This is a genomic window from Ruegeria sp. AF8 (assembly GCF_056541825.1).
Map to the genome: position 1 here is coordinate 1 of NZ_JBQFYW010000037.1, position 20689 is coordinate 20689.

Annotated in this window: 15 protein-coding genes and 5 pseudogenes; 14 read left to right on the forward strand and 6 right to left on the reverse strand. The window is 56.1% G+C overall.

What is annotated here, in order from left to right:
• On the forward strand, positions 1–223 hold a 223-nt coding region (locus ACR0AO_RS24365), incomplete at its 5' end, for a hypothetical protein (RefSeq protein ID WP_480609322.1).
• A gap of 147 nt (positions 224–370) precedes the next feature.
• On the opposite strand, the pseudogene ACR0AO_RS24370 reads toward ACR0AO_RS24365, so the two are convergent.
• The 4 genes and pseudogenes from ACR0AO_RS24370 to acdA form a co-directional block, all read right to left on the reverse strand.
• Positions 371–1755 (reverse strand): annotated as a pseudogene (locus ACR0AO_RS24370) (transposase).
• 171 nt (positions 1756–1926) lie between these two features.
• Positions 1927–3105: an ATP-binding protein gene (locus ACR0AO_RS24375; protein WP_480609324.1), complete on the reverse strand. Its 1179-nt coding sequence runs from the start codon at positions 3103–3105 to the stop codon at positions 1927–1929.
• 155 nt (positions 3106–3260) lie between these two features.
• Positions 3261–4160, reverse strand: a complete 900-nt coding sequence (locus ACR0AO_RS24380) for a helix-turn-helix domain-containing protein (RefSeq protein ID WP_480609326.1) — start codon at positions 4158–4160, stop codon at positions 3261–3263.
• Between the two features lie 8 nt (positions 4161–4168).
• Complete coding sequence (gene acdA, locus ACR0AO_RS24385; protein WP_480609328.1) at positions 4169–5386, reverse strand: 3-sulfinopropanoyl-CoA desulfinase; 1218 nt, start codon at positions 5384–5386, stop codon at positions 4169–4171.
• A gap of 96 nt (positions 5387–5482) precedes the next feature.
• On the opposite strand from acdA, the gene ACR0AO_RS24390 reads away from it, so the two are divergent.
• The 5 genes and pseudogenes from ACR0AO_RS24390 to ACR0AO_RS24410 form a co-directional block, all read left to right on the forward strand.
• On the forward strand, positions 5483–6367 hold the full coding sequence (locus ACR0AO_RS24390) for a LysR family transcriptional regulator (protein WP_480609329.1): 885 nt from the start codon (positions 5483–5485) through the stop codon (positions 6365–6367).
• A gap of 345 nt (positions 6368–6712) precedes the next feature.
• Positions 6713–8770 (forward strand): DEAD/DEAH box helicase, encoded by a 2058-nt coding sequence (locus tag ACR0AO_RS24395; protein WP_480609331.1) that lies wholly within the window; start codon positions 6713–6715, stop codon positions 8768–8770.
• Between the two features lie 180 nt (positions 8771–8950).
• Positions 8951–9660, forward strand: a pseudogene (locus tag ACR0AO_RS24400) (IS6 family transposase).
• Between the two features lie 110 nt (positions 9661–9770).
• Positions 9771–10796, forward strand: a complete 1026-nt coding sequence (locus ACR0AO_RS24405) for a hypothetical protein (RefSeq protein ID WP_480609333.1) — start codon at positions 9771–9773, stop codon at positions 10794–10796.
• Positions 10797–11199: 403 nt separating this feature from the next.
• Positions 11200–11445, forward strand: a pseudogene (locus tag ACR0AO_RS24410) (IS21 family transposase); the annotation flags it as partial.
• Here ACR0AO_RS24410 and ACR0AO_RS24415 read toward each other — a convergent pair.
• Positions 11437–11550 (reverse strand): annotated as a pseudogene (locus ACR0AO_RS24415) (IS6 family transposase); the annotation flags it as partial. The pseudogenes ACR0AO_RS24410 and ACR0AO_RS24415 sit on opposite strands and share 9 nt — an antisense overlap.
• Before the next feature lie 211 nt (positions 11551–11761).
• Here ACR0AO_RS24415 and ACR0AO_RS24420 point away from each other — a divergent pair.
• From ACR0AO_RS24420 to ACR0AO_RS24455, 8 genes are all read left to right on the forward strand, one after another.
• Positions 11762–13039 (forward strand): flavin-containing monooxygenase, encoded by a 1278-nt coding sequence (locus ACR0AO_RS24420; RefSeq protein ID WP_480609335.1) that lies wholly within the window; start codon positions 11762–11764, stop codon positions 13037–13039.
• A 23-nt stretch (positions 13040–13062) separates the two neighbouring features.
• Complete coding sequence (locus ACR0AO_RS24425; protein ID WP_480560829.1) at positions 13063–13479, forward strand: RidA family protein; 417 nt, start codon at positions 13063–13065, stop codon at positions 13477–13479.
• Positions 13480–13561: 82 nt separating this feature from the next.
• Positions 13562–14236 carry a DUF1028 domain-containing protein gene (locus ACR0AO_RS24430; protein WP_480609336.1) on the forward strand — a complete coding sequence of 225 codons (675 nt, stop codon included), beginning with the start codon at positions 13562–13564 and terminating at the stop codon, positions 14234–14236.
• Between the two features lie 15 nt (positions 14237–14251).
• A complete protein-coding gene (locus ACR0AO_RS24435; protein WP_480609338.1) occupies positions 14252–15748 on the forward strand; it encodes an aldehyde dehydrogenase in 1497 nt (498 codons plus the stop codon).
• A 23-nt stretch (positions 15749–15771) separates the two neighbouring features.
• Complete coding sequence (locus ACR0AO_RS24440; RefSeq protein ID WP_480609346.1) at positions 15772–16722, forward strand: LysR substrate-binding domain-containing protein; 951 nt, start codon at positions 15772–15774, stop codon at positions 16720–16722.
• 92 nt (positions 16723–16814) lie between these two features.
• A complete protein-coding gene (locus tag ACR0AO_RS24445) occupies positions 16815–18884 on the forward strand; it encodes an oxidoreductase (RefSeq protein WP_480609340.1) in 2070 nt (689 codons plus the stop codon).
• Position 18885: 1 nt separating this feature from the next.
• On the forward strand, positions 18886–20034 hold the full coding sequence (gene argE, locus ACR0AO_RS24450; RefSeq protein ID WP_480609342.1) for an acetylornithine deacetylase: 1149 nt from the start codon (positions 18886–18888) through the stop codon (positions 20032–20034).
• 10 nt (positions 20035–20044) lie between these two features.
• Complete coding sequence (locus tag ACR0AO_RS24455; RefSeq protein WP_480609344.1) at positions 20045–20419, forward strand: cupin domain-containing protein; 375 nt, start codon at positions 20045–20047, stop codon at positions 20417–20419.
• A gap of 121 nt (positions 20420–20540) precedes the next feature.
• Here ACR0AO_RS24455 and ACR0AO_RS24460 read toward each other — a convergent pair.
• A pseudogene (locus ACR0AO_RS24460) lies at positions 20541–20689 on the reverse strand (electron transfer flavoprotein subunit alpha/FixB family protein); the annotation flags it as partial.

Consider the following 20689-nt stretch of genomic DNA (forward strand, 5'->3'; position numbering starts at 1 on the left):
GCATTTGACGCCTGGAATGCCGCTACTCGAGCCGCTTGAAATCCGAGCATCAGCATTCCTTGGTGGGCCGGAAGTTAATGTGACAACACCTAGACGGGCGCTAAACGAACGTCAGTACTGGATCGATTGGGTCGGAATCGAGCCCGGCGGCCCCGACTTTGCAAAGGTCACTATCTGCGCACCGCCGACCTTCATGCGTGGTGCAGCATACAAGCAGAGTTAGTGCCGACGGTGAATGGCCGCTTTCTCCACAACCACACAAGCGTCTCGCAGATGCAGCGAATTCACACTTCCCGCCCATTCTGTTGAAAAACAACGTGTTGCTGACGCAGAATGGGATGATTTGAGCACGGCCCGAGCGCCTTTCCGATCAGGCTTTGCGCGTTTGCTGCGGTGCGGGAAAGATCTTGGCCAATTTGTGGAGGTTCTGGGCGGTGGCGGCGAGGAGGAATTCGTCATTTGCACCGCATGGGCCGCGTAATCGCAGTCGGCCAAGACCAAGAATGCGTTTGAGGTGAGCGAAAAGCATCTCGACCTTCTTTCTGAGTTTCATCGCGATGTCGTATTGCTTGGTCCTGGCGATGTTGCGGGCGACCTAGCGAGCGTCTTCGTGTTCTTCGCGGCTGATCTTGCGGGCATCAGCGTTTGGACAGCACTTGGCTTTGGAGGGGCAGGCCTGACAGACTTCCTTCAAGGCGCGACAGCGCGCCGTGCCTTTGCCGGTTGGGCCCCGGTTCGGATCGGAATAGTTGCGGCGGAACTGCTTCAGCGCATGACCTTCGGGGCAGATGTACTGATCGTTCTGGGCATCCCACTCGAAATCCGCCCGCGTCCAGGTGCCATCGCTGCGCCCGGACTTGTCGAAGACCGGAATGTGCGGGGCGATGTTGCGGTCGACAAGCCAACCCAAGAGCGGCCCGGTGCCATAGGCGGTGTCCGCGATCAGGCGTTCGGGAGGCAGATCGAACTTGTCCTCTACCCGGTCCAGCGTAGTCTTGGTTGATCCGACCTCAGCTTGTCGGATGGACCGTGTGGCCTCGACATCGACAATGACCCCGTGATCGGTGTCGATCAGATAGTTGTCGGAATAGCTAAAGAACGCTGGTCCTTTGCGCGCTGTTGTCCACTGGCTGGCCGGGTCAGAATGCGAGGTGAACTTCGGACGCACCTCGCTGGCGGCAGCGAATGCAGCTTCATCTAACGTGTCGAGATACTTGCGCACGGCGCGGGGTGCATCGTCGGGTCGATGTCAGAGGCGCGCCATTCTTCCTTGGGTGTCGAGTTCTGCTTGTTGGCATCCGCCTCGATCAGGCTGGCATCAATTGCCAGGCGCGGGCCGCTGACCAGACCCTCTTCGATGCACCGCGCGACAGTCGTCTCGAACAGATGACGCAGCAGTTCACTGTCACGGAACCGGCCATGCCGGTTTTTGAAGAACGTCGAACGGTCAGGCACGCGGTCAGTCAGATCGAGACGACAGAACCAGCGATATGCCAGGTTCAGATGCACCTCTTCGCACAATCAGCGTTCTGACCGAATGCCGAAGCAATACCCCACCAGCAGCATGCGTATCAGCAGTTCCGGGTCGACTGAAGGACGGCCCGTGTGGCTGTAGAAATCTGCCAAATGCGCGCGCATGCTGCTCAGATCAACAAAGCGGTCAATCGACCGAAGCAGGTGATCTTGGGGAACATGGTCATCCAACGAGAACTCATAAAACAATGCCGCCTGCGCTTCCTGTCTCGGTCCCATCATGGCTGATCCCCCCGCTCGTTGAGAGAATTGAATCAGCGACCGACGTCTCGATCAAGCAGGAGTTTTTCAACGAAATAGGCCCTTCGTGATGAATTTCAGTTGCCGCAATGCTCTGTCAGAAGTGGTCTGCCACGTTCATTTTCAGACACGCTATCGTAGGCCCTACCCCTCTCACGTCTGTGCAGACGTCAGCCGTTCCATAGCGTTTATGAGGGGCATTGCCCTAACTCCCCCCTGCCCCGGAACCTCCCTGTCGTCTGCATAGACAAGGATACGTTCTGAGACGTCCAGTTCTTCTGCCGCGATGTGAAACCCACGCGTTACCTTCGCCGATGTTGTCCGCTTGATCTCTATGGCCCAGAGGGCGCCGCGGGGAAATTTCAACATCAGATCCACCTCAGCCCCTGCCGAAGAGCGATAGAAGCTTGCTTCTGTTCCGCGTGGTGCCGCAGCAATCAGGTTTTCAATACAGAATCCTTCCCAACTGCCGCCGACAACTGGATGCCCCAGCAGGTCTTCCTGTGTTTCGATCCCAAGAAGCGCATGGGCTAGACCAGAATCGCGTATATAAACTTTGGGAGACTTGACCAGACGCTTCCCGGCATTGGAATGCCAGGGCGGTAGGCGACGAACCAGCATCAGGTCAACCAGTAAGTCAAGATAACGCGCAACGCTCTGGCCGGAGACACCCAGGTTTCCAGCGAGTTTTGCCGCGTTGAGTATCCCGCCTTGCTCATGGGCGAGCATTGTCCAGAACCGACGCAATGTCTCCGCCGGAATGCGCAACCCGAAAGCTGGAACATCGCGTTCCAGATAGGTGCGGATGAAATCCTCGCGCCACGCCAGGCTGGTTCGGTCGTTCTTCGCCAGGAAGCTGTCGGGAAACCCACCCCGCAACCAGAGCGCGGAGAGCGCGTCCGCTCCGGCTTCCGACAAGGTGAAAGGTGTCAGCTCGTGGTAACTGACCCGTCCCGCCAGGGATTCTGCGCTTTGGTGCAGAAGCGTGTTCGAGGCCGACCCGAGCAGAAGGAATTGACCAGTCCGATGCCCTTGCCTTCGGCGTCGGTCAATTTGACCACGTAAGGCCTTGAACAGGTCCGGCATAAGTTGAACCTCATCAATCACCACTAGGCGGCCAACCTGTTCATCGAGATAAAGGTCGGGCTCTTCGAGTACCTGGCGATCGGCAGATCTCTCCATATCAAGATAGACAGCATCACGGCTTTCAGCGATATCCTGTGCGAGCGTTGTCTTCCCAACTTGCCGCGGCCCAAGAAGGACTACGCCCGCCTGGTTCTCCAGAGAATCTTCAACTGATTTTTTGTCACTGCGCTCGATCATACCCTGCATTTATTCCATTCAACGGAAGATTTACAAGGATAAACTTCGAGAGTAGTTTCCCTTTTCAGCTTTCGAGTCGGTGTAATCATCCATCGTCTGCCTCCCTAGCCCCAACTAGTAATTCAACAGTGTGTAGCCCATTACCCGTGCCTTTTTGTGCCTCATCATGGATTGCTCGTTTTGCCGACCAACATAGCTGTGGGTGCCATCTCACCCCTATCAATTTTGGTTGTCAGTGAAATTAGATATGCCTTGTGGGACCGTATCGTTTCTGCCCGTTGGGTAATGTATCCTAGTATCATGAAGCGTAAGGCTGGGCCATGAGTGGTCTTCATAGCATACCAAGTCTCGCCAAGTTGTAGTTGGTCTGCAATGGAGTCCATAATTCGATCACAATGCGCCTGATCTTTTGCAAAGCGTAGTTCCGAGCACAGCCTGGAAAAACTGCGCTCCATTTGATCTGGGGAAACTTGAATCTGAGAAAGTTTTTCCTTCTTAACTTCAGGATTCAAAGAGTCCTCTTTGTGCCCCTCAAATTCACTGTCACTGTCCCTCAAATTTTCTGTATCTGCCTGTGCTATCTCAGAGATTTCCACAGAGATTTTTGCCAGCAGCTCGCTGAGTACATTTGCATCTGGTTTGCGACGCAGAGCACTGCGTACGGTGGTCATCAAACCCGAGATTTTGGTGTCGTCTGCTAGGAGTTCCCTGAGGCGTGCCAGAGCGGCCGAAACCTTGTCGCGGAGTACAGTGAACTCCAGAACTCGATCAGCATGCCTCTGGGCTTCCTGGATGAACTCAGCGTGCCGTTCAGACAAAGGCATCAAAGAGAGCCCAGTTGCGGTGACCACCCTGCCCTGTCGATCCCGGCGCGCCCATCGCTTGCCGTTTGCGCTCATTACGCGGCGGATAAGTCCAAGCTCAACCAGCGTCGAGATATGACGCTCAACTGTCTGCACGCTGACATGAGTTCGTTGGGCGATCGTCGCGTTGGAAGCGAAGCAGATGTGACAACACCGCCGCGCGAGAAGGTCGGCGGCCCGCAGGTCTTTGTCAGTTTTCATGGGGTCTCCTATTCAGCCGCGTAACGCGCCATGTCGGCAAGGCGCGTATATCCGTCCCGCGTCTGTGGTGCTTTGATGCCAAGAATGTTCCCGGCGACTTGGGTTCGAAGGATCTGTGCGGTCCCGCCACCGATGGTGAACATGCGAACATCGCGATACATCCGTTCCAGAGGTTCGCGAGCGCTGTAGCCACGTGCGCCGAACATCTGCAGCGCGTCATTGACCACCTTTATGGCCATCTCGGACGCAAAGAGCTTGGCGCGGGCGGCCATCGTCATGTCTGGATACTGACTGCCGTTTGGACCACGCGAACGCGCTGCTTCATGGAGAAGCAGCCGGGCTGCATGAACTTGCGTGTCCATATCGGCGAGCATCCATTGAAGCCCCTGGAATTCAGCGAGCGGGCGCCCGAACTGTTCGCGTTGGAGGAGATAGCGTTTGGCGTGTTCGAGCGCCCCTGCCGCGACACCCATGGCAATGGTGCCGGCACCAACGCGTTGCGAATTGTAGGCGTTCATCAGGTCGGCGAAACCACGCTTGAGACCCGAAGGTGGTTTGACCAGCCATTTCTTGTCGATCACGACATTCTCGAACCGCAATTCTGCTTCGGGCATACCGCAAAGGCCCATCGTGTATTCGCGGCCCACCACTGTGAACCCCTTTGGCATATTGCCCGAGATCGGATCGGCAAACAAAATGAAACCGCCAATCCCCTGTTCGACGCCTGCCTCATCAAGCACGCGCGCAAATACCAAGTGGAGCTTCGAAACCCCACCACCTGTGATCCAGTGCTTGGTCCCGTTGAGGATGTATGTGTTGCCTTGTTTCCGGGCGGTGGTTTGCATGTCAGTCGCGGCACTTCCTGCGTGAGGTTCCGTGATGCAGATCGCGGGCTTGTCTCCTGCCAACACATATTGAGCACAAAAAGCCTTTTGATCGTCATTGCCGTACCCCATGACCGCGCTGATGCCGCCCATGTTGCCTTCGACAACGATGCGGGCCGTCAGGGTGCAGGCTTTCGCGATCTCTTCCACCACCAAGGCCACATCCAGAAAACTCGCGCCCTGCCCGCCATACTTCTTTGGAATGGTCATGCCCATGATGCCGGCATCGGCCAGCTCACCAATGTTCGGCCAGCAATAGGCGCGCGACTTGTCCCACTCCGCAGCGCGTTTCTCAAATCCTGGGGCCAGTTCTCTTGCAACGTTCACAAGCGGATGTGTCATGGCGGGCCTCTCGTTTCCGTATTTTACCAGAATACGCTTGCATAAATACAACACAAACGAATAAGTTTTAATATCAAATTCAAGATGTCTTAAGTTATGCAAACACGCTCTCTCAGAACCCTCATGCGAGTCTCCAAAGTCGGCTCCTTTGCGAAGGCAGCCCAACAACTGAACATGACGCTGTCCGCACTTTCCATGCAGATGAAGGCGCTCGAGACAGAGCTTGACGTTGACCTCTTTGACCGCTCCGTGCGACCTCCGCGACTTACGCCAATCGGCCGGACCATCGTCGAGGCAGCGATCCCGCTTCTGCAACACGAAGATAGCCTTCTTGAAATTTGCCGCCCGACGGATAAGCTGGTCGGACATTTTCGAATTGGATTTGTCACAACAGCTGCCGTTCGCTTGCTGCCGGGCTTCTTGAACAACGCAAAACATCACGCACCGCAAGCGACCTTCTCGTTTGAAACTGGTCTGTCCAAAGCTCTACAAGAGAAGGTCGTGAGCGGACAGCTTGATGCCGCACTTGTCACGGATGCCGAAGGTGTTCCCGACGCGCTTACGGAATTGGTGCTTCGAGAGGAGCCCTTTGTCTTTGCGGCCCATGAGAGATTGCTGAAAGACGGGCTCGCAGGTTTATTGAGTGCGCGGCCCTTCTTTCACTTTATGCCTGACACCGGGATCGGAAAGCTCATTGCTGGCGAGATGCTGAAGCACGAAAGGCCAAAGGGTTCCGAGACGATTGTACTCGATAATCTTGAAGCGATCATGGAATGTGTCTCGGCGGGTCTGGGTTTTACGCTTCTGCCTGCCCCCGATGTTATGCGGTATCGGTCTGCCGACGTCAAAAGCATCCATCTTCCTCAAACGTCGGCCAGAAAACTCGTTATTGCAACCGCGTGCGAGGGCGCGTTGGCTGGAAGGGAGGCGGTACTTGCGGGGCTGTTTTCAGCTGACGAGACTCACGCTTTGCGCGAATAAAATAAACTTCTCCTACGCTCGTGGACTTGGCTGAAGCGACGAGGATCTTGACGCAACTGAGTAACCCTGAGCAATACCGTGACATTCACGTTCAAGGACGGCCCAGAGCTGACCTCGCCGGTGCCGCCCAACGCTGCGGTGCAGCATACGTCAAACCGGACCTTCTCTGCAACACGCACTCTTGCCGACCGAATTCACAAGGTATGAAACACAACGGCCATTGGTTGAGCGGGTGCGAAAGTCTGTTTCTTGTGATTGACACATTCTCTTTCGAGCGCATGTTACAGGCTATACATCTGAACCAAATACCACTATCGCCAGGTCTTTCCCGGCATTTGGTGACCCATGCAAGATTTTTCTGCCCTCCCGAAAACCCTAGCCGTAGCGCTGTCCCAAAAAGGCTATAGCGGCTTGACGCCTGTACAAAAGGCTGTGTCAGATACCACGCTGTCTGGAAAAGACTTACTTGTCTCTGCGCAAACCGGTTCTGGCAAAACCGTGGGCTTCGGGCTGGCAATGGCGGAAGAGCTTCTCGATAAGCACGGTCGATTTGACCGACTAGCAGCACCATTGGCTGTGGTCATCGCACCCACGCGCGAACTGGCCTTGCAAGTTCGGCGAGAGTTCGACTGGCTGTTTGCTGAGTCTGGGATAGTCACTGCGTCGGCAGTGGGTGGTATGGATGCACGCACAGAGCGCAGGACGCTCGAGCGCGGTGCACATGTCGTGGTCGCCACGCCTGGACGGCTGCGCGATCATATCACACGTGGAGTGATCGACCTGAGCGATTTGCGAACCGTCGTTCTCGACGAAGCCGACGAAATGTTGGACATGGGGTTCGCCGAAGACCTTCAATACATCCTTGATCAAACACCTAAGAGCCGGCGCACCTTGATGTTCTCGGCCACTGTTCCGCGCGGCATTGCCAAGCTCGCCCAGACCTACCAGAAAGAAGATGTGCAGCGGATCAAGGTCGGAAGCGCAGAAGCACAGCATTCGGACATTACCTATAGCGCCTTGAACGTGGCCCCGTCAGATATCGAAAAAGCGATCATCAACTTGCTGTGCTATCACGACGTAGAGACTGCGATTGTGTTCGCCAATACCCGATCCATGGTTGCGCGTCTGACCGCAAAATTCTCCAATCGGGGATTTGCTGTCGTCTCCCTGTCAGGGGAACTCAGCCAGACAGAGCGAACCAATGCACTGCAAGCCCTGCGTGACAGGCGTGCGCAGGTCTGCGTTGCAACGGACGTGGCCGCGCGCGGCATCGATCTTCCAGGGTTGGAGTTGGTGATCCATGCAGATCTCCCTTCAAATGCGGAAACTTTGCTGCATCGCTCTGGACGGACAGGCCGCGCCGGGCGCAAGGGAACGTCAATCTTGATCGTACCAGGTCGACAACGCTCAAAGGCGCAACGATTGCTGAAGACAGCCGAGTTGGAGGCCGAATGGGGCGCCCCGCCCTCTGCGGACGAGGTGCTCGCACGGGAGGAGGAACGCATCATTTCCAATCCCGCCCTGGATGAGCCGCCTAGTGCCGAGGAAACGGCCTTTGCAGAACGGCTGCTAAGCGGAAGAACTCCAGAGCAAATCGCTGCAGCCTATTTACGCCTCTACCGAGAGCGCCACTCAGCACCTGAGATACTAAGCGCGACGCCGGAGTCTGAAAAACGCAACACTGATAAGCGCGCGGCGTTTGGGCCAAGCACTTGGTTCTCACTCTCTTTGGGGCGCAAGCAGCGTGCTGAGCCGCGTTGGTTGTTGCCAATGCTGTGCCGCAATACGGGTTTGTCCAAAGACGCCATCGGCGCAATCCGCGTTCAATACCAAGAGACCTTTGTCGAGATTGCCAATGATGCAGTGCCCGCAATGAAACAAGAATTGGGGGCCGAGCTATCAATAGAACAAGGTGCGACGCTGACTGAGCTGGCGGGCACACCAGATTTCGATGCCTCTCCTAAAGGACCGCCCGCGGCACCTTACTCCTCAGATGGCGCAGCCAAAAAACGAGGACCTCGCTCAGGCAGGGCGCCGAAAGCTGTGTACGGCTCCGAGCTTTCCGACCAAGATGCGCGAAATGCATTCGAGCACCCAAAGGGCAGAGGAAAATCCGCTGCAAACACATCGAACAAACGAGCAAGCGAAAATAAGTCAAAGCAGGACAAAGCTCCGCAGGCGCAGCCGAAAAGCGAGCGGGAAATGGCAAAACCACAGCCCGCCGCGAAGGATAAGAAGCGGCAAAAACGAGACAAGAACGCGTCTGACTCATCTAAATCTCCGAGAGCACGAAAAGCACTCCACAAGACCAACAACAAAGACCCAAACGCGACGCGTTCAAAAAGCAGAAACGGCAAGGGGGGAGAAGCAAGACCTTTCCGCAAGCCTTCGAAGAAGAATTGAGCGTTCAGTTGCCTACAGGAATTTAGGTTCAGCTACTTAGCTAGCAACTGTATTTCTCAGGCGGTCTGAGGGGACCATTTTTGTCTAGATTTGACGAGAGCGTTCACGATTGTGACGAGCTTTCTGGCGACGGGGCATTGCCAACTTGTTTGCGCGTTCTGAACTGGCTAGGCCTCACGCATGAAGATGCCGTCCAAGATGCCTCGCCTGAAGGGTTTTCGTTTTCCGCGCGAGGTCATCGCCTATGCCGTCTGGGTCTACCATCGCTTTGCGCTCAGCGCCGCTGACGTTGAAGATCTGCTCGCGGAACGCGGTGTGACGGTCAGCCGGGAATCGATCCGGCAATGGGTCAAACGCTTTGGCGGCCATTTCGCGAATTGCATCAGGCGAGACCGGCCAGCCGCGGCCGACAGATGGCATTTGGACGAAGTGGTCTACCGATCAACGGTCGGAAATGCTGGCTCTGGCGAGCCGTGGATGCGAATGGAGATACTCTTGATATCCTCGTCCAACCACGGCGGAGTGCTAAGGCAGCCCGGCGCTTCCTGAAGAGGGTGATTTCGCAATTCGGCGAACCCCGTGTAGTGATCACGGATAAGTTGCGAAGCTATTTCAAGCCAATCCGCGAGTTTGCGTCGGGTGCGGATCACCGAGCACACAAAGGGTTGAACAATCGGATCGAAGGATCACACAGACCCACTCGAAAGCGTGAAAAGCTCATGGGACGCTTCAAGTCGCCAAAGCAAGCGCAAAGGTTTCTTGCCGCTCACGACCAGATCAACACCGTCTTTCGACCCCGCCGCTATCAACTCTCCATCGTCTCATACCGTCACGCCAGAACCGATGCTTTCGGCCTCTGGGACGGTTATGTTGCCGAAATGAACGTCTGACAGGAACTGGCCTCACCCTTCTCAATCACACGCAAACAAGTTGGCAATGCCTTTTGGAGTGGCCGCAGAATTTGAGAGGTGTAGGGAAGCTCTGGGGAAAGTGGTATGCGATGATATTGAATAGCAAATTCTTGATGCGGATGACCTTCGTGATTTTCGGATCGATGCTTTGGACCGCAGTTAACGCTCAACAGTTGTGGACAGGATCTTTTGTAAGCCGCAATAAATGTATTGGCCACATCGGGATTGTCGGACCCGAGCAGCACAGCAAGGTTATTCAAGGTCGCAAATGGCCACATCCAAAAGGCAGCGCGATTGAATACATTGATAGAAACGCGCGTGGAATGAACACCATTGCCGCTGGTCGCGGCGGAAGCCAGGCCATGCGGGAGAGGTTGTTGAACGCCGCGAGGAGTGGGGCATTCACCAAAATGGACTTCGAGGGTTCTGGCGGTTCGAGTCCGTCGTTTGTCAGTGCCATTGTCGTAGAATCGACGGCTTACGCAGTAGCCCAATTGCGCGTAGCGGGTGCAATCTCACCTCAAGAAATAAGTGAGATAAACGCGTGGGTCCAAAAACTCATAAAAAATTCCACACAGCGGGCCAACAGCCCTGATCATAAGGCGGCAATCGGAACTGCAAGGCTTGTCTGGGGCGCGGCGATTGGTGACAAAAACCAGTTCTCAAAAGGCTACAACCAAGTGAAATCCGTTTTGAGAAAGCTGCGATCTGGGCCTGACTTTGACACCAAAATCAGAGTTAACAACGAGGTCATGCACCAAATTGTCCACGCAGGCACCGTTTTGTATAGAAATGGGATTGATATCTTTTCCAAAAATTGGGGCAAAACGTCCCTGCATCAGGCAATTGCATATCACGCTGTACGAGTCACTCAGATTGGTTCTGGTAAGCTGGAAACAACGACTGGCGCAGACACGCAGGCACGTAGCATTTTTCGAGCGACTGGTTGGGGCACTCACTTGGCGTGGGTTCCACTTTATCTCAGTCATTTTCCGAGTTCGGGCGCGTCTAACGAAGTGCGTGCCTTGGACAAGGCCCTGCGTCGAGTAGATCGAAAGCCCTACTACGGAATTCAAATCGGAATCCATTCGGACTGCATCTATGGGCGATATTGAGGGATAAAGAAGGACGGATAAGGCGGGCCGCCGAAAGTTCGATTGGGGCTCGTGATAGGCTTTCGCAAAGCGTTTATAAAACGCTGGTTGGCGAAGCGCGAATATCAAGGGATCGGTCAATAGCCCGCGAGAAACTCAATCACTACTAGGTGGACCGTCGAACTCCACTAAGTACCCGCGGGCAGTAGAAACCGCCCTTGCATCGTCCCACTTGATTCCTGGCTGATCAGAAAACTGCCGAAACCTTCCAAAGTGCTCAACGCCATCATAGTTGTCTGGCTGGTGGCTGATGTTGATTTCCGCTGAGAAGTGACCCGGTAGGCCCCAAAATTTTCACTGAGAATTGACCCATGTGAACAACTTACCCCGACGGTTTCGTTTGGGGAGATTTGGAGTGATCGACATGGGATTTTTGAGTGTCATACGACGTTGGGCATTGCGTGACAAAATGCCAACTCGCGAGATTTCACGGCGCACTGGGCTGTCTCGCAATACCATCAAAAAGTATCTGCGTGAGGGCGCAGTAGAGCCGAAATTCAAGACGCCTGCACGACCGAGCAAGCTGGATCCCTATGCGGATCGTTTGTCGGCTTGGCTGCTGGTGCAAACGCGTAAATCACGCAAGGAGCGTCGCACTGTAAAGCAGATCTTCCACATTCCGAAGCGAGAGCGGGAAACGGATGTACAGCATCACCGCAAGGCGGATGATCTCGGGACTGGTTTTAAAGTATTTGAAAGAGGCCGATTTGGTCATGGGCAAAAGCTATGCAACCGCCCTGCCCGCCTCAACCAAGTTCCTTCTGATAAGACCAGACTGCGTTTCGGGAAAATTCTGGTGTTAGCCATAGCCCAAGCAATGCTTAACGAGATCATATTTCTCAAAAGCCCAATCGATTTCTAAGATTTGGGAAAGGCTCCTCCCATTTGGGTGGCGAGCCACGAAGTGCCAAAAAAAGGATCTCGAAATGACAATTGACAAGACGGATACGCTGGTTGTTGGCGGGGGACAGGCCGGTATCGCGGCGAGTGAGCATCTGAGCAACAATAACGTCCCGCATATTGTGCTGGAGAAGAACCGCACTGCCGAAGCGTGGCGCACCGGTCGCTGGGATGCGCTGGTGGCCAATGGCCCCGCCTGGCACGATCGTTTCCCGAACATGCTGTTCGAAGGTAACGATCCCGATGAATTTGTCACCAAGGACCGCTTTGCACAGTACCTGATCGACTATGCGGCCATGATCAAGGCGCCGATCCGTGAAGGCGTCGAGGTGCTGGAAGCGACCCGTCAGCCGGGCAAAGGCGGTTTTCTGGTGAAAACCACCGCCGGTGAGATCGAATGTAACCGCATCGTTGCCGCCACCGGCGCGTTCCAGCATCCGGTTTTTCCGCCGATCTTACCGAGCTCCGAAGGCATCGAACAGATCCACTCTTTCTACTACAAGAACCCTGAACAGCTGGCCGATGGTGCTGTCATGGTCGTGGGCGCAGGGTCCTCGGGCGCGCAGATCGCCGATGAGCTGAACCGCGCTGGCCGCAAGGTCTTCCTGTCGGTTGGCCCGCATGATCGTCCGCCGCGCCGCTACCGAGGCCGTGACTTCGTTTGGTGGCTGGGCGTTCTGGGACTGTGGGACATGCCCTCACCCGCCCCGGGAACCGAGCATGTAACCATCTCGGTCAGTGGGGCCTATGGTGGCCGCACCATGGATTTCCGCCGTCTGGGCAACGAAGGCGTGACCCTGACTGGCCTAACTGAAAGCTATGCCGATGGTATACTCAGCTTCAAGGGTGACCTGCAGGAAAACGTGGCCAAGGGCGACGCAAACTACATGGAAGTTCTGGACATGGCCGACGCTTACGTCGAGCGCACCGGTATTGACCTGCCGGAAGAGCCCGAAGCTCGCGCCGCACATCCTGATCCGGACAGCCTTGCGAACCCGCTGACAAGTATCAACCTGGCCGAAGAAGGCGTGAAAACGATCATCTGGGCGACCGGTTTCCGTCAGGATTTCAACTGGCTCAAGGAAGACGCCTTTGACGAGCGTGGTGCGCCGATTCACCAGCGTGGGGTTTCCAAAGCACCCGACGTCTATTTCCTGGGTCTGCCCTGGCAATCGCGTCGAGGTTCGTCTTTTCTCTGGGGTGTTTGGCATGACGCCAAATACGTGGCCGACCAGATCGCGATTCAATGCTCTTACGCCAAATATCAGGGCGAAGCTGCCATCATCTCTTCAGCCGCAGAATAAACCAACAAAAGCAGGACACCGAAATGGCGCACACACGCATTCGTAAATTCAACACCTCGGACACGTATCCCGAACAAAATCTGGACAACGACCTGTGTCAAGCTGTCGTCACCCAGGGTGGCAAAACCGTCTATCTGCGCGGTCAGTGTCCGCAAAACCTGGATGACGCCGTCAATATCGACAGCCATGACCCGGCCGAACAGACCCATAAGGTCATGCAAAATATCAAGCAGCTGATCGAAGAAGCCGGCGGTTCGATGGAACATCTGGTGAAAGTTGTCGTCTACATCACCGATGTCCGCCATCGCGAGGCGGTTTACCGCACCATGGGCGAGTATATCAAAGGTGTGCATCCCTGCTCGACCGGCCTTGTCGTGCAAGCTCTGGCACGCCCCGACTGGCTCGTCGAAATTGACGGAACCGCAGTTATTCCCGATTAATTCGGGATGACCGGGCCGCTCTGGCTCCTTTCTCCCCTGGTTCAGAGCGGCCCGATCTCGAATTTCTTCACAGGAGTCGTCTATGACTTTTTCTCTGGTTGCTCGCTGTCCCGAAACCGGAATGTTCGGGCTGGCGATTTCGTCGTCTTCACCGGCCGTCGCAGCCCGTTGCTCGTTCGCGCGCGCAGGTGTTGGTGCTGTCGCTTCACAGAATGTCACAGATCCCAGCCTTGGCCCCCTCACGCTGGATTTGATGGAGCAGGGCCTGTCGGCCTCCGATGCGGTGGCCGAGGTCGTGAAGCGCGGAAAGTTCATCGAATACAGGCAAGTACTGGCCGTGGACGGGAACGGCACGACCGCAATCCATTCCGGCCCCAACTCTTTGGGTATCTGGACACAGGCACAAGGTGAGAACGTTGCGTCTGGCGGCAATCTTCTCGCCAATGACACTGTGCCACAGGCGATCGTTGACGGGTATCTTGCTGCTTCGGGTCATATCGGCGACCGCCTGATCGCGGCGATGCGCGCGGCCCTTGCCGCAGGTGGCGAGGCTGGTCCGGTGCATTCAGCAGGCATGAAGATCGTGGACAAGGTCAGCTGGCCGGTGGCGGATCTGCGTTGCGACTGGACCGAAGACTGCCCGATCGAAAACATCGCCACAGCCTGGGACATCTACAAACCGCAACTTGACGCCTATATCCAGCGCGCGCTTGATCCGCGCGAAGCACCTTCATACGGCGTGCCGGGCGACGAATAATCAGGGAGAATCCGAATGCTGGACCATTCACACGAAGACTGGAAAACCCGTGCCGCAAACCTGAAAATCAAGGGGCAGGCCTTTATCGACGGCAAATTCGTCGACGCCGCGTCGGGTAAGACATTTGATTGCTTCAATCCGGCAACCGACGAAGTTCTGGCGCAGGTTGCCGAAGGGGACGCGGCTGACATCAATCGCGCCGTTGAAGCCGGTCGCGCCGCATTCGAAGACGGGCGCTGGTCGCGTATGGCCCCTAGTGACCGCAAAGAGGTTCTACTGAGGCTGGCCAACCTGATCCGCGCCAATCTGGAAGAGATGGCGCTGCTGGACAGTCTAGATATGGGTAAGCTGGTCACTGATGCTGTGACCGTGGATGCACCGGGATCGGCGCATTTTTTCCAGTGGTATGCCGAAGCCATCGACAAGATCTATGACGAAGTAGCGCCCACAGCACCCGGCGACCTGGCGCTGGTCTCTCGTGTGCCTTTGGGTGTTGTCGGCGCGGTGACGCCATGGAACTTCCCGCTGGACATGGCGACGTGGAAGGGTGCCGCGGCGCTGGCCGCGGGCAACTCGGTTGTGTTGAAACCCGCCGAACAATCGCCCCTGTCGGCGCTGCGCCTTGCCGAACTGGCAGCCGAAGCCGGTGTACCCGACGGGGTCTTCAACGTGGTGCCCGGTTATGGCGCCACGGCTGGCCGTGCGTTGGGGCTTCATATGGATGTCGATTGCCTTGCCTTCACGGGCTCGACCACGATCGGCAAGATGTTCATGCAGTATTCCGGCCAGTCGAACCTGAAACAGGTCTGGCCAGAAACCGGTGGCAAGAGCCCCAACCTGGTTTTCGCGGACTGCGAGGATCTGGATACGGCAGCCGACATGGCGGCTTTCGGCATCTTCTTCAACCAGGGCGAAGTGTGTTCGGCCAACTCGCGCCTTTATGTTGAACGCTCGATCAAGGACGTATTTGTCGAGAAGCTGATCGCGCGTGCCAACAACATGCAACCCGGCGACCCGCTGGACCCGGCGTCGAAAATGGGCGCAATCGTGGACAGAAAACAAATGCAGGGCATCATGCGGTTTGTAGAGGAAGGCAAGAAAACCGCCAATCTGGCTGCAGGTGGTGCGCAAGTGACAGTCGCGGGCAAAGGCAACTTTATCCAGCCGACGATCTTTGACGATGTTTCGCACGACAATCCTCTGGCCCGGGACGAGATTTTTGGCCCGGTTCTGTCAGTTATCCCGTTTGAATCGGAAGACGAAGCGGTGGCAATGGCCAATGACTCGATCTATGGTTTGGCGGCCTCCATATGGACGGACAACCTCAGCCGTGCATGCCGGGTATCTGACAAGTTGATGGTGGGTACGGTGTCGGTGAACACCGTCGATGCTCTGTCTGCGCAGACCCCGTTCGGCGGCATGAAACAGTCAGGTTTTGGCCGGGACTTGTCGTTGCATTCACTTGATAAGTATACTGCTTTGAAAACAACGTGGATCAAGTACAAGGCTTGATCCACCATCAAAGGGACCTGCCTTTGCCGATCAGATACACGTTACGTCAGCTTGAATATTTCGTGGCGGTCGGCGAGGCAGGCTCGATTGCCGTTGCCTCTGAAAAGGTTAACGTGTCGTCGCCGTCAATTTCTGCGGCGATTTCTCAGTTAGAGAAGGAATTCGGGCTGCCTCTGTTTGTGCGTCAGCACGCACAGGGGCTTTCCCTGACTCAGGCTGGACGGGCGATGCTGGATCAGGCGCATGTTGTGCTGCGCGAAGCCGAAGGCCTGATGGATTTGGCAGGCAGCATAGTGGGTGTTGCGCGAGGGCCATTGAATGTCGGGTGCCTTTCGACATTCGCCCAGTTGATCCTGCCAAGCATCCGGCGCAAGTTCGAGGACGCGTTTCCTGAGGTGCGCGTTCGTCAGTTCGAACTTAATCAGGCGGATATCTTCAGTAACATTCGCCGGGCCGAGATCGATATCGCGCTAACCTACAACCTTGATATTCCGGCTGATCTTCGCTTTATCTCCCTGACCGAGTTGCCACCCTACGCATTAGTTTGTGAAGGCCACCCACTCGCCAAACATCCGTTTGTTTCGGTAGAGATGTTGGCCGATCATCCTATGGTGCTGCTGGATCTGCCCTTCAGTTCCGAGTATTTCCTTTCGTTTTTTCAGAAGCTCGGCAAAAAACCATACATCGCTGAGAAAACCAAAGATATGGCGGTCATGCGGAGTCTGGTTGCAAACGGGTACGGATTTGGGCTGGCCAATATCAAACCATTGAACGACCTGTCGCCCGATGGAAAGCCGCTTCGGACAATCCCATTGCTTGGTGATGAGCGGCCAATGCGCCTTGGGTTGCTGATGGCGACGGACGCGGAAAACACGATTTCAGTCAAGTCTTTCATCAACTATTGCTCCGATCTGGTGAAGGAAAACGCCTTGCCGGGAATAGAGACGAAGAGGAAACGAGCGCGATTGCGTTAGTGGAAAACTAATCGTTGATTTCGCAAGCCCAACTTTAGGGTCGCACATTTACCTGTATCCTAAACGTCGACTCTGAAACGAAGGAGGCGGCATTGCGCGACCCACGTTACGATATCTTGTTCGAGCCGGTACAAATCGGACCACTAACGGCAAAGAACCGATTTTATCAGGTGCCGCACTGCAACGGTGGCGGGTATCGTGACCCGTCAGCCGCGGCTGAGATGCGCGGAATCAAGGCCGAAGGCGGCTGGGGCGTTATCTTCACCGAGCAGTGCGAGATGCACCACACATCGGAAATCACCCCATTCATCGAACTGCGCCTGTGGGAAGACAAGGACATCCCGCAACTGCGCAAGATGTCCGAAAAGATGAAGACGCATGGCGCGCTCGCCGGTATCCAGTTGGCCTATTCCGGCATCAATGGTCCGAACCTTTACACCAAAGAAGTGCCACTGGCCCCTTCAGCACTGCCGATCCGCACCTTCACCAACGACCCGGTTCAGGCGCGCGCTCTGTCGAAATCCGATATCCGCGACCTGCGCCGCTGGTTCGTGAATGCGGCGAAGCGCTCAAAAGAGGCCGGCTTTGACCTCATCAACCTTTATGGCGCCCATGGCTTTGGCATCTTCCAGCACTTCCTTAGCCGCGCCACCAACCAGCGTTCGGATGAATATGGTGGCAGCCTGGAAAACCGCGCCCGGTTCAGCCAAGAAGTGATCGCAGATATCAAGGATGCTGTGGGAGACACGATGGGTATCGCCCTGCGCGTCAGTCTAGACGAGACCATTGGCGAACTTGGTTTCTCAAATGCCGAGGTGCGCGACTATATCGAGATGAACAAAGACCTGCCGGATCTTTGGGATCTGGCGCAAGGCACTTGGGAAGATTGCTCGGGCCCGTCGCGGTTCAAGGATGAATCGGCACAGGAAAACCTGGTGCGCGGCATTCAGGAACTGACCGACAAGCCGATTGTAGGCGTGGGCCGCTTTACCTCGGCCGATGCGATGGTCAAGCAGATCAAATCCGGCGTTCTGACAATGATCGGCTGCGCCCGCCCCTCTATCGCCGACCCGTTCCTGCCGAAAAAGATCGAGGAAGGCCGGATCGACGATATCCGCGAATGTATTGGTTGCAACATCTGCATCACCGGCGACATGACCATGTCGATCAGCCGATGCACCCAGAACCCCACGTTCATGGAAGAATGGCGCAAGGGCTGGCACCCTGAACGGATGAACCAGAAAGGCGACAGTGAAAACGTACTGGTCGTGGGCTCTGGCCCTGCCGGTCTGGAAGCGGCGCGCGCACTTGCCGAACGCGGTTACGACGTGGCGATTGCCGAAGCCACCACCGTTCTGGGCGGTCGCGTCGCGAAAGAGCGCAAACTGCCGGGCCTCAGCGCCTGGGGCCGCGTTCTGGAATATCGGGAATACCAGATCAGCCAGAAGCCAAATGTCGAAACCTATTTCGAAAGTGAACTGGATGCCGAAAGCATTCTGGAGTTTGGTTTTCAGAACATCTGTTTGGCCACCGGCTCCAAATGGCGTCGCGATGGTGTCGCGCGTCAGCATGTTGTGCCGATGCCGATCGCCGAAGGGGCCAAAATCTATACCCCTGACGATCTGATGGACGGAACCATTCCCGAAGGCCGTGTCGTGGTTTACGATGACGACCACTATTACATGGGTGGCGTTCTGGCCGAATTGCTGGCCAAGAACGGGGCACAGGTTACGCTGGTGACACCATCAGCCTATGTCAGCGACTGGACCAACAACACGCTAGAACAGATCGCGATCCATCCGCGTTTGGTCGAGGCCGGTGTCGACATTGTACTGAACCAGGGCATCGCGGAAATCCACCCTGATCACGTTGTGTCGAGTTGCACCTATACCGACCGCACCTGGCGGATCGAGGCGGATGCCGTGGTCGTGGTCGCCTCACGCGTGGGCAACGACCAGATTTTTGAAGACCTGATGGCCCGCGAAGTCGACTGGGCCGATGCGGGGATCAAGACCGTCAAACTGATCGGTGATGCCAATGCGCCAGGCCCTATCGCCTGGGCGACTTATGCAGGTCACCGCTATGCGCGTGAACTGGATACGCCGGATATCGGGGATGATTTGCCGTTCCGCCGTGAAATCACGGAACTGGCTGTCGACTGATATGACGCAGACCCTGGATATACTTGATCGGCTTATCGGGTTTGACACGGTCAGCGCCAAGTCTAATCTCGAACTGATCGATTATGTCACTGATTACCTCGCGGCGCGTGGATTTTCCGTGCGCCGCATTGATGACCCAACCGGCACCAAGGCGGGAATTTACGCGGAAACCGGCCCGGTGGGTCCGGGCGTGTTGTTGTCCGCCCATACCGATGTCGTGCCGGTCGAGGGCCAGCCTTGGACTCGTGATCCGTTCCGTCTGACCCGCGAGGGTGACAAGGTTTACGGGCGAGGCACCACCGATATGAAGGGCTATGTCGCGTCGATACTGGCGCTGGCGGACCGCGCGAGCCAGGTCGAACTGGGTGAACCTTTGAAAATCGCACTGTCTTATGACGAAGAAGTGGGCTGCGTTGGCATTCAGCATATGTTGGACCAGCTCAAGCCAATGATCGGCCGACCGCGCGCCTGTTTCGTTGGGGAGCCGACGGAAATGCAAGTGGCTGTTGGTCATAAGGGCAAGGCGGCATTGCGCGCCATATGCCATGGGCAAAACGGCCATTCCGCGCTGGCGCCCCGGTTTGTGAACGCGTTGCATCTTGCATCTGATTTCCTGATCGAACTGCGTGCGATTCAGGATGATTTCGCCTTTAACGGCGTGCGCGACGTGGCTTATGCCATCCCCTATACGACGGTTCATGTTGGCAAGCTCTCGGGGGGAATGGCCTTGAACATTGTTCCCGATCGGGCCGAGCTGACCTTTGAATATCGCCACCTGGCCGCTGATCACGCAGAGGATATACTGGAGCGTATTCAACAGGCGGCGGCCCGCGCTGCCAGACCATACCAGGCAGTATGGGGCGGTGCGCGGATCGAAGTTGAACAATATAACGCCTATCCCGGGCTTGATATCAAAGACGACAACCCCGTGATCGCCTATGCCCGGAAACTGGCACATTGCGACGTCACCACCAAAGTCGCTTACGGGACCGAGGCCGGGTTTTTCGTCGGGCTTGGCGTGCCGACCGTCGTGTGCGGTCCCGGCTCGATGGAGCGGCAGGGACACAAGCCCGACGAATATCTGTCGCTTCAGCAATTGGCTGAGTGCGACGCATTGATGGACCGAATTCTGAACGACCTGAAAGCCTAAGGACGCAACAATGTCGATGACCCCCTATCTTCAGAACATGAAACGAGATGCGCTCGATTTATGGGGCAGCCCCGAATCCATCGGGTCAGAAACCATTGAAGGTGATATCAAATGCGCCGGCAGTTTCGATATCGGCAGCCCGGATGCTCCTGTGTTCGGTGGCCAATACAGCGTCACGCGCGGTAAGTACCGGGTCACTTACGGGTTCCACGAACACGCCACTTTGCTGGATGGTGAAGTGGCCCTGACCAATGAGGCAACCGGTGAAACCGTAGTCTACGGTCCGGGCGACAGCTGGATCATCGAAAAGGGCACGCCGGTCGTGTGGGATATCCGCACGGACGAGGTGCGCAAATCCTACATCGCCGTTACGGTGGACGTTTAGGCCCCTCTGCGCATAGAGAGATTGCTTTGAAGCTTGAGGCGGCTTTGAGGGGGTTGAATTGAAAAAGGCCCGCTTGGTGGCGGGCCTATTGAGATTTTCGTGGAAAAATCTTGTCCGGTAATCAGCCGACTTTCCCGGTGAGTTCCGGAACGGCGTCGAACAGGTCGGCGACCAGGCCGAAATCGGCGACCTGGAAGATCGGCGCTTCTTCGTCCTTGTTGATCGCAACGATGACCTTGGAGTCCTTCATGCCCGCCAGGTGCTGGATCG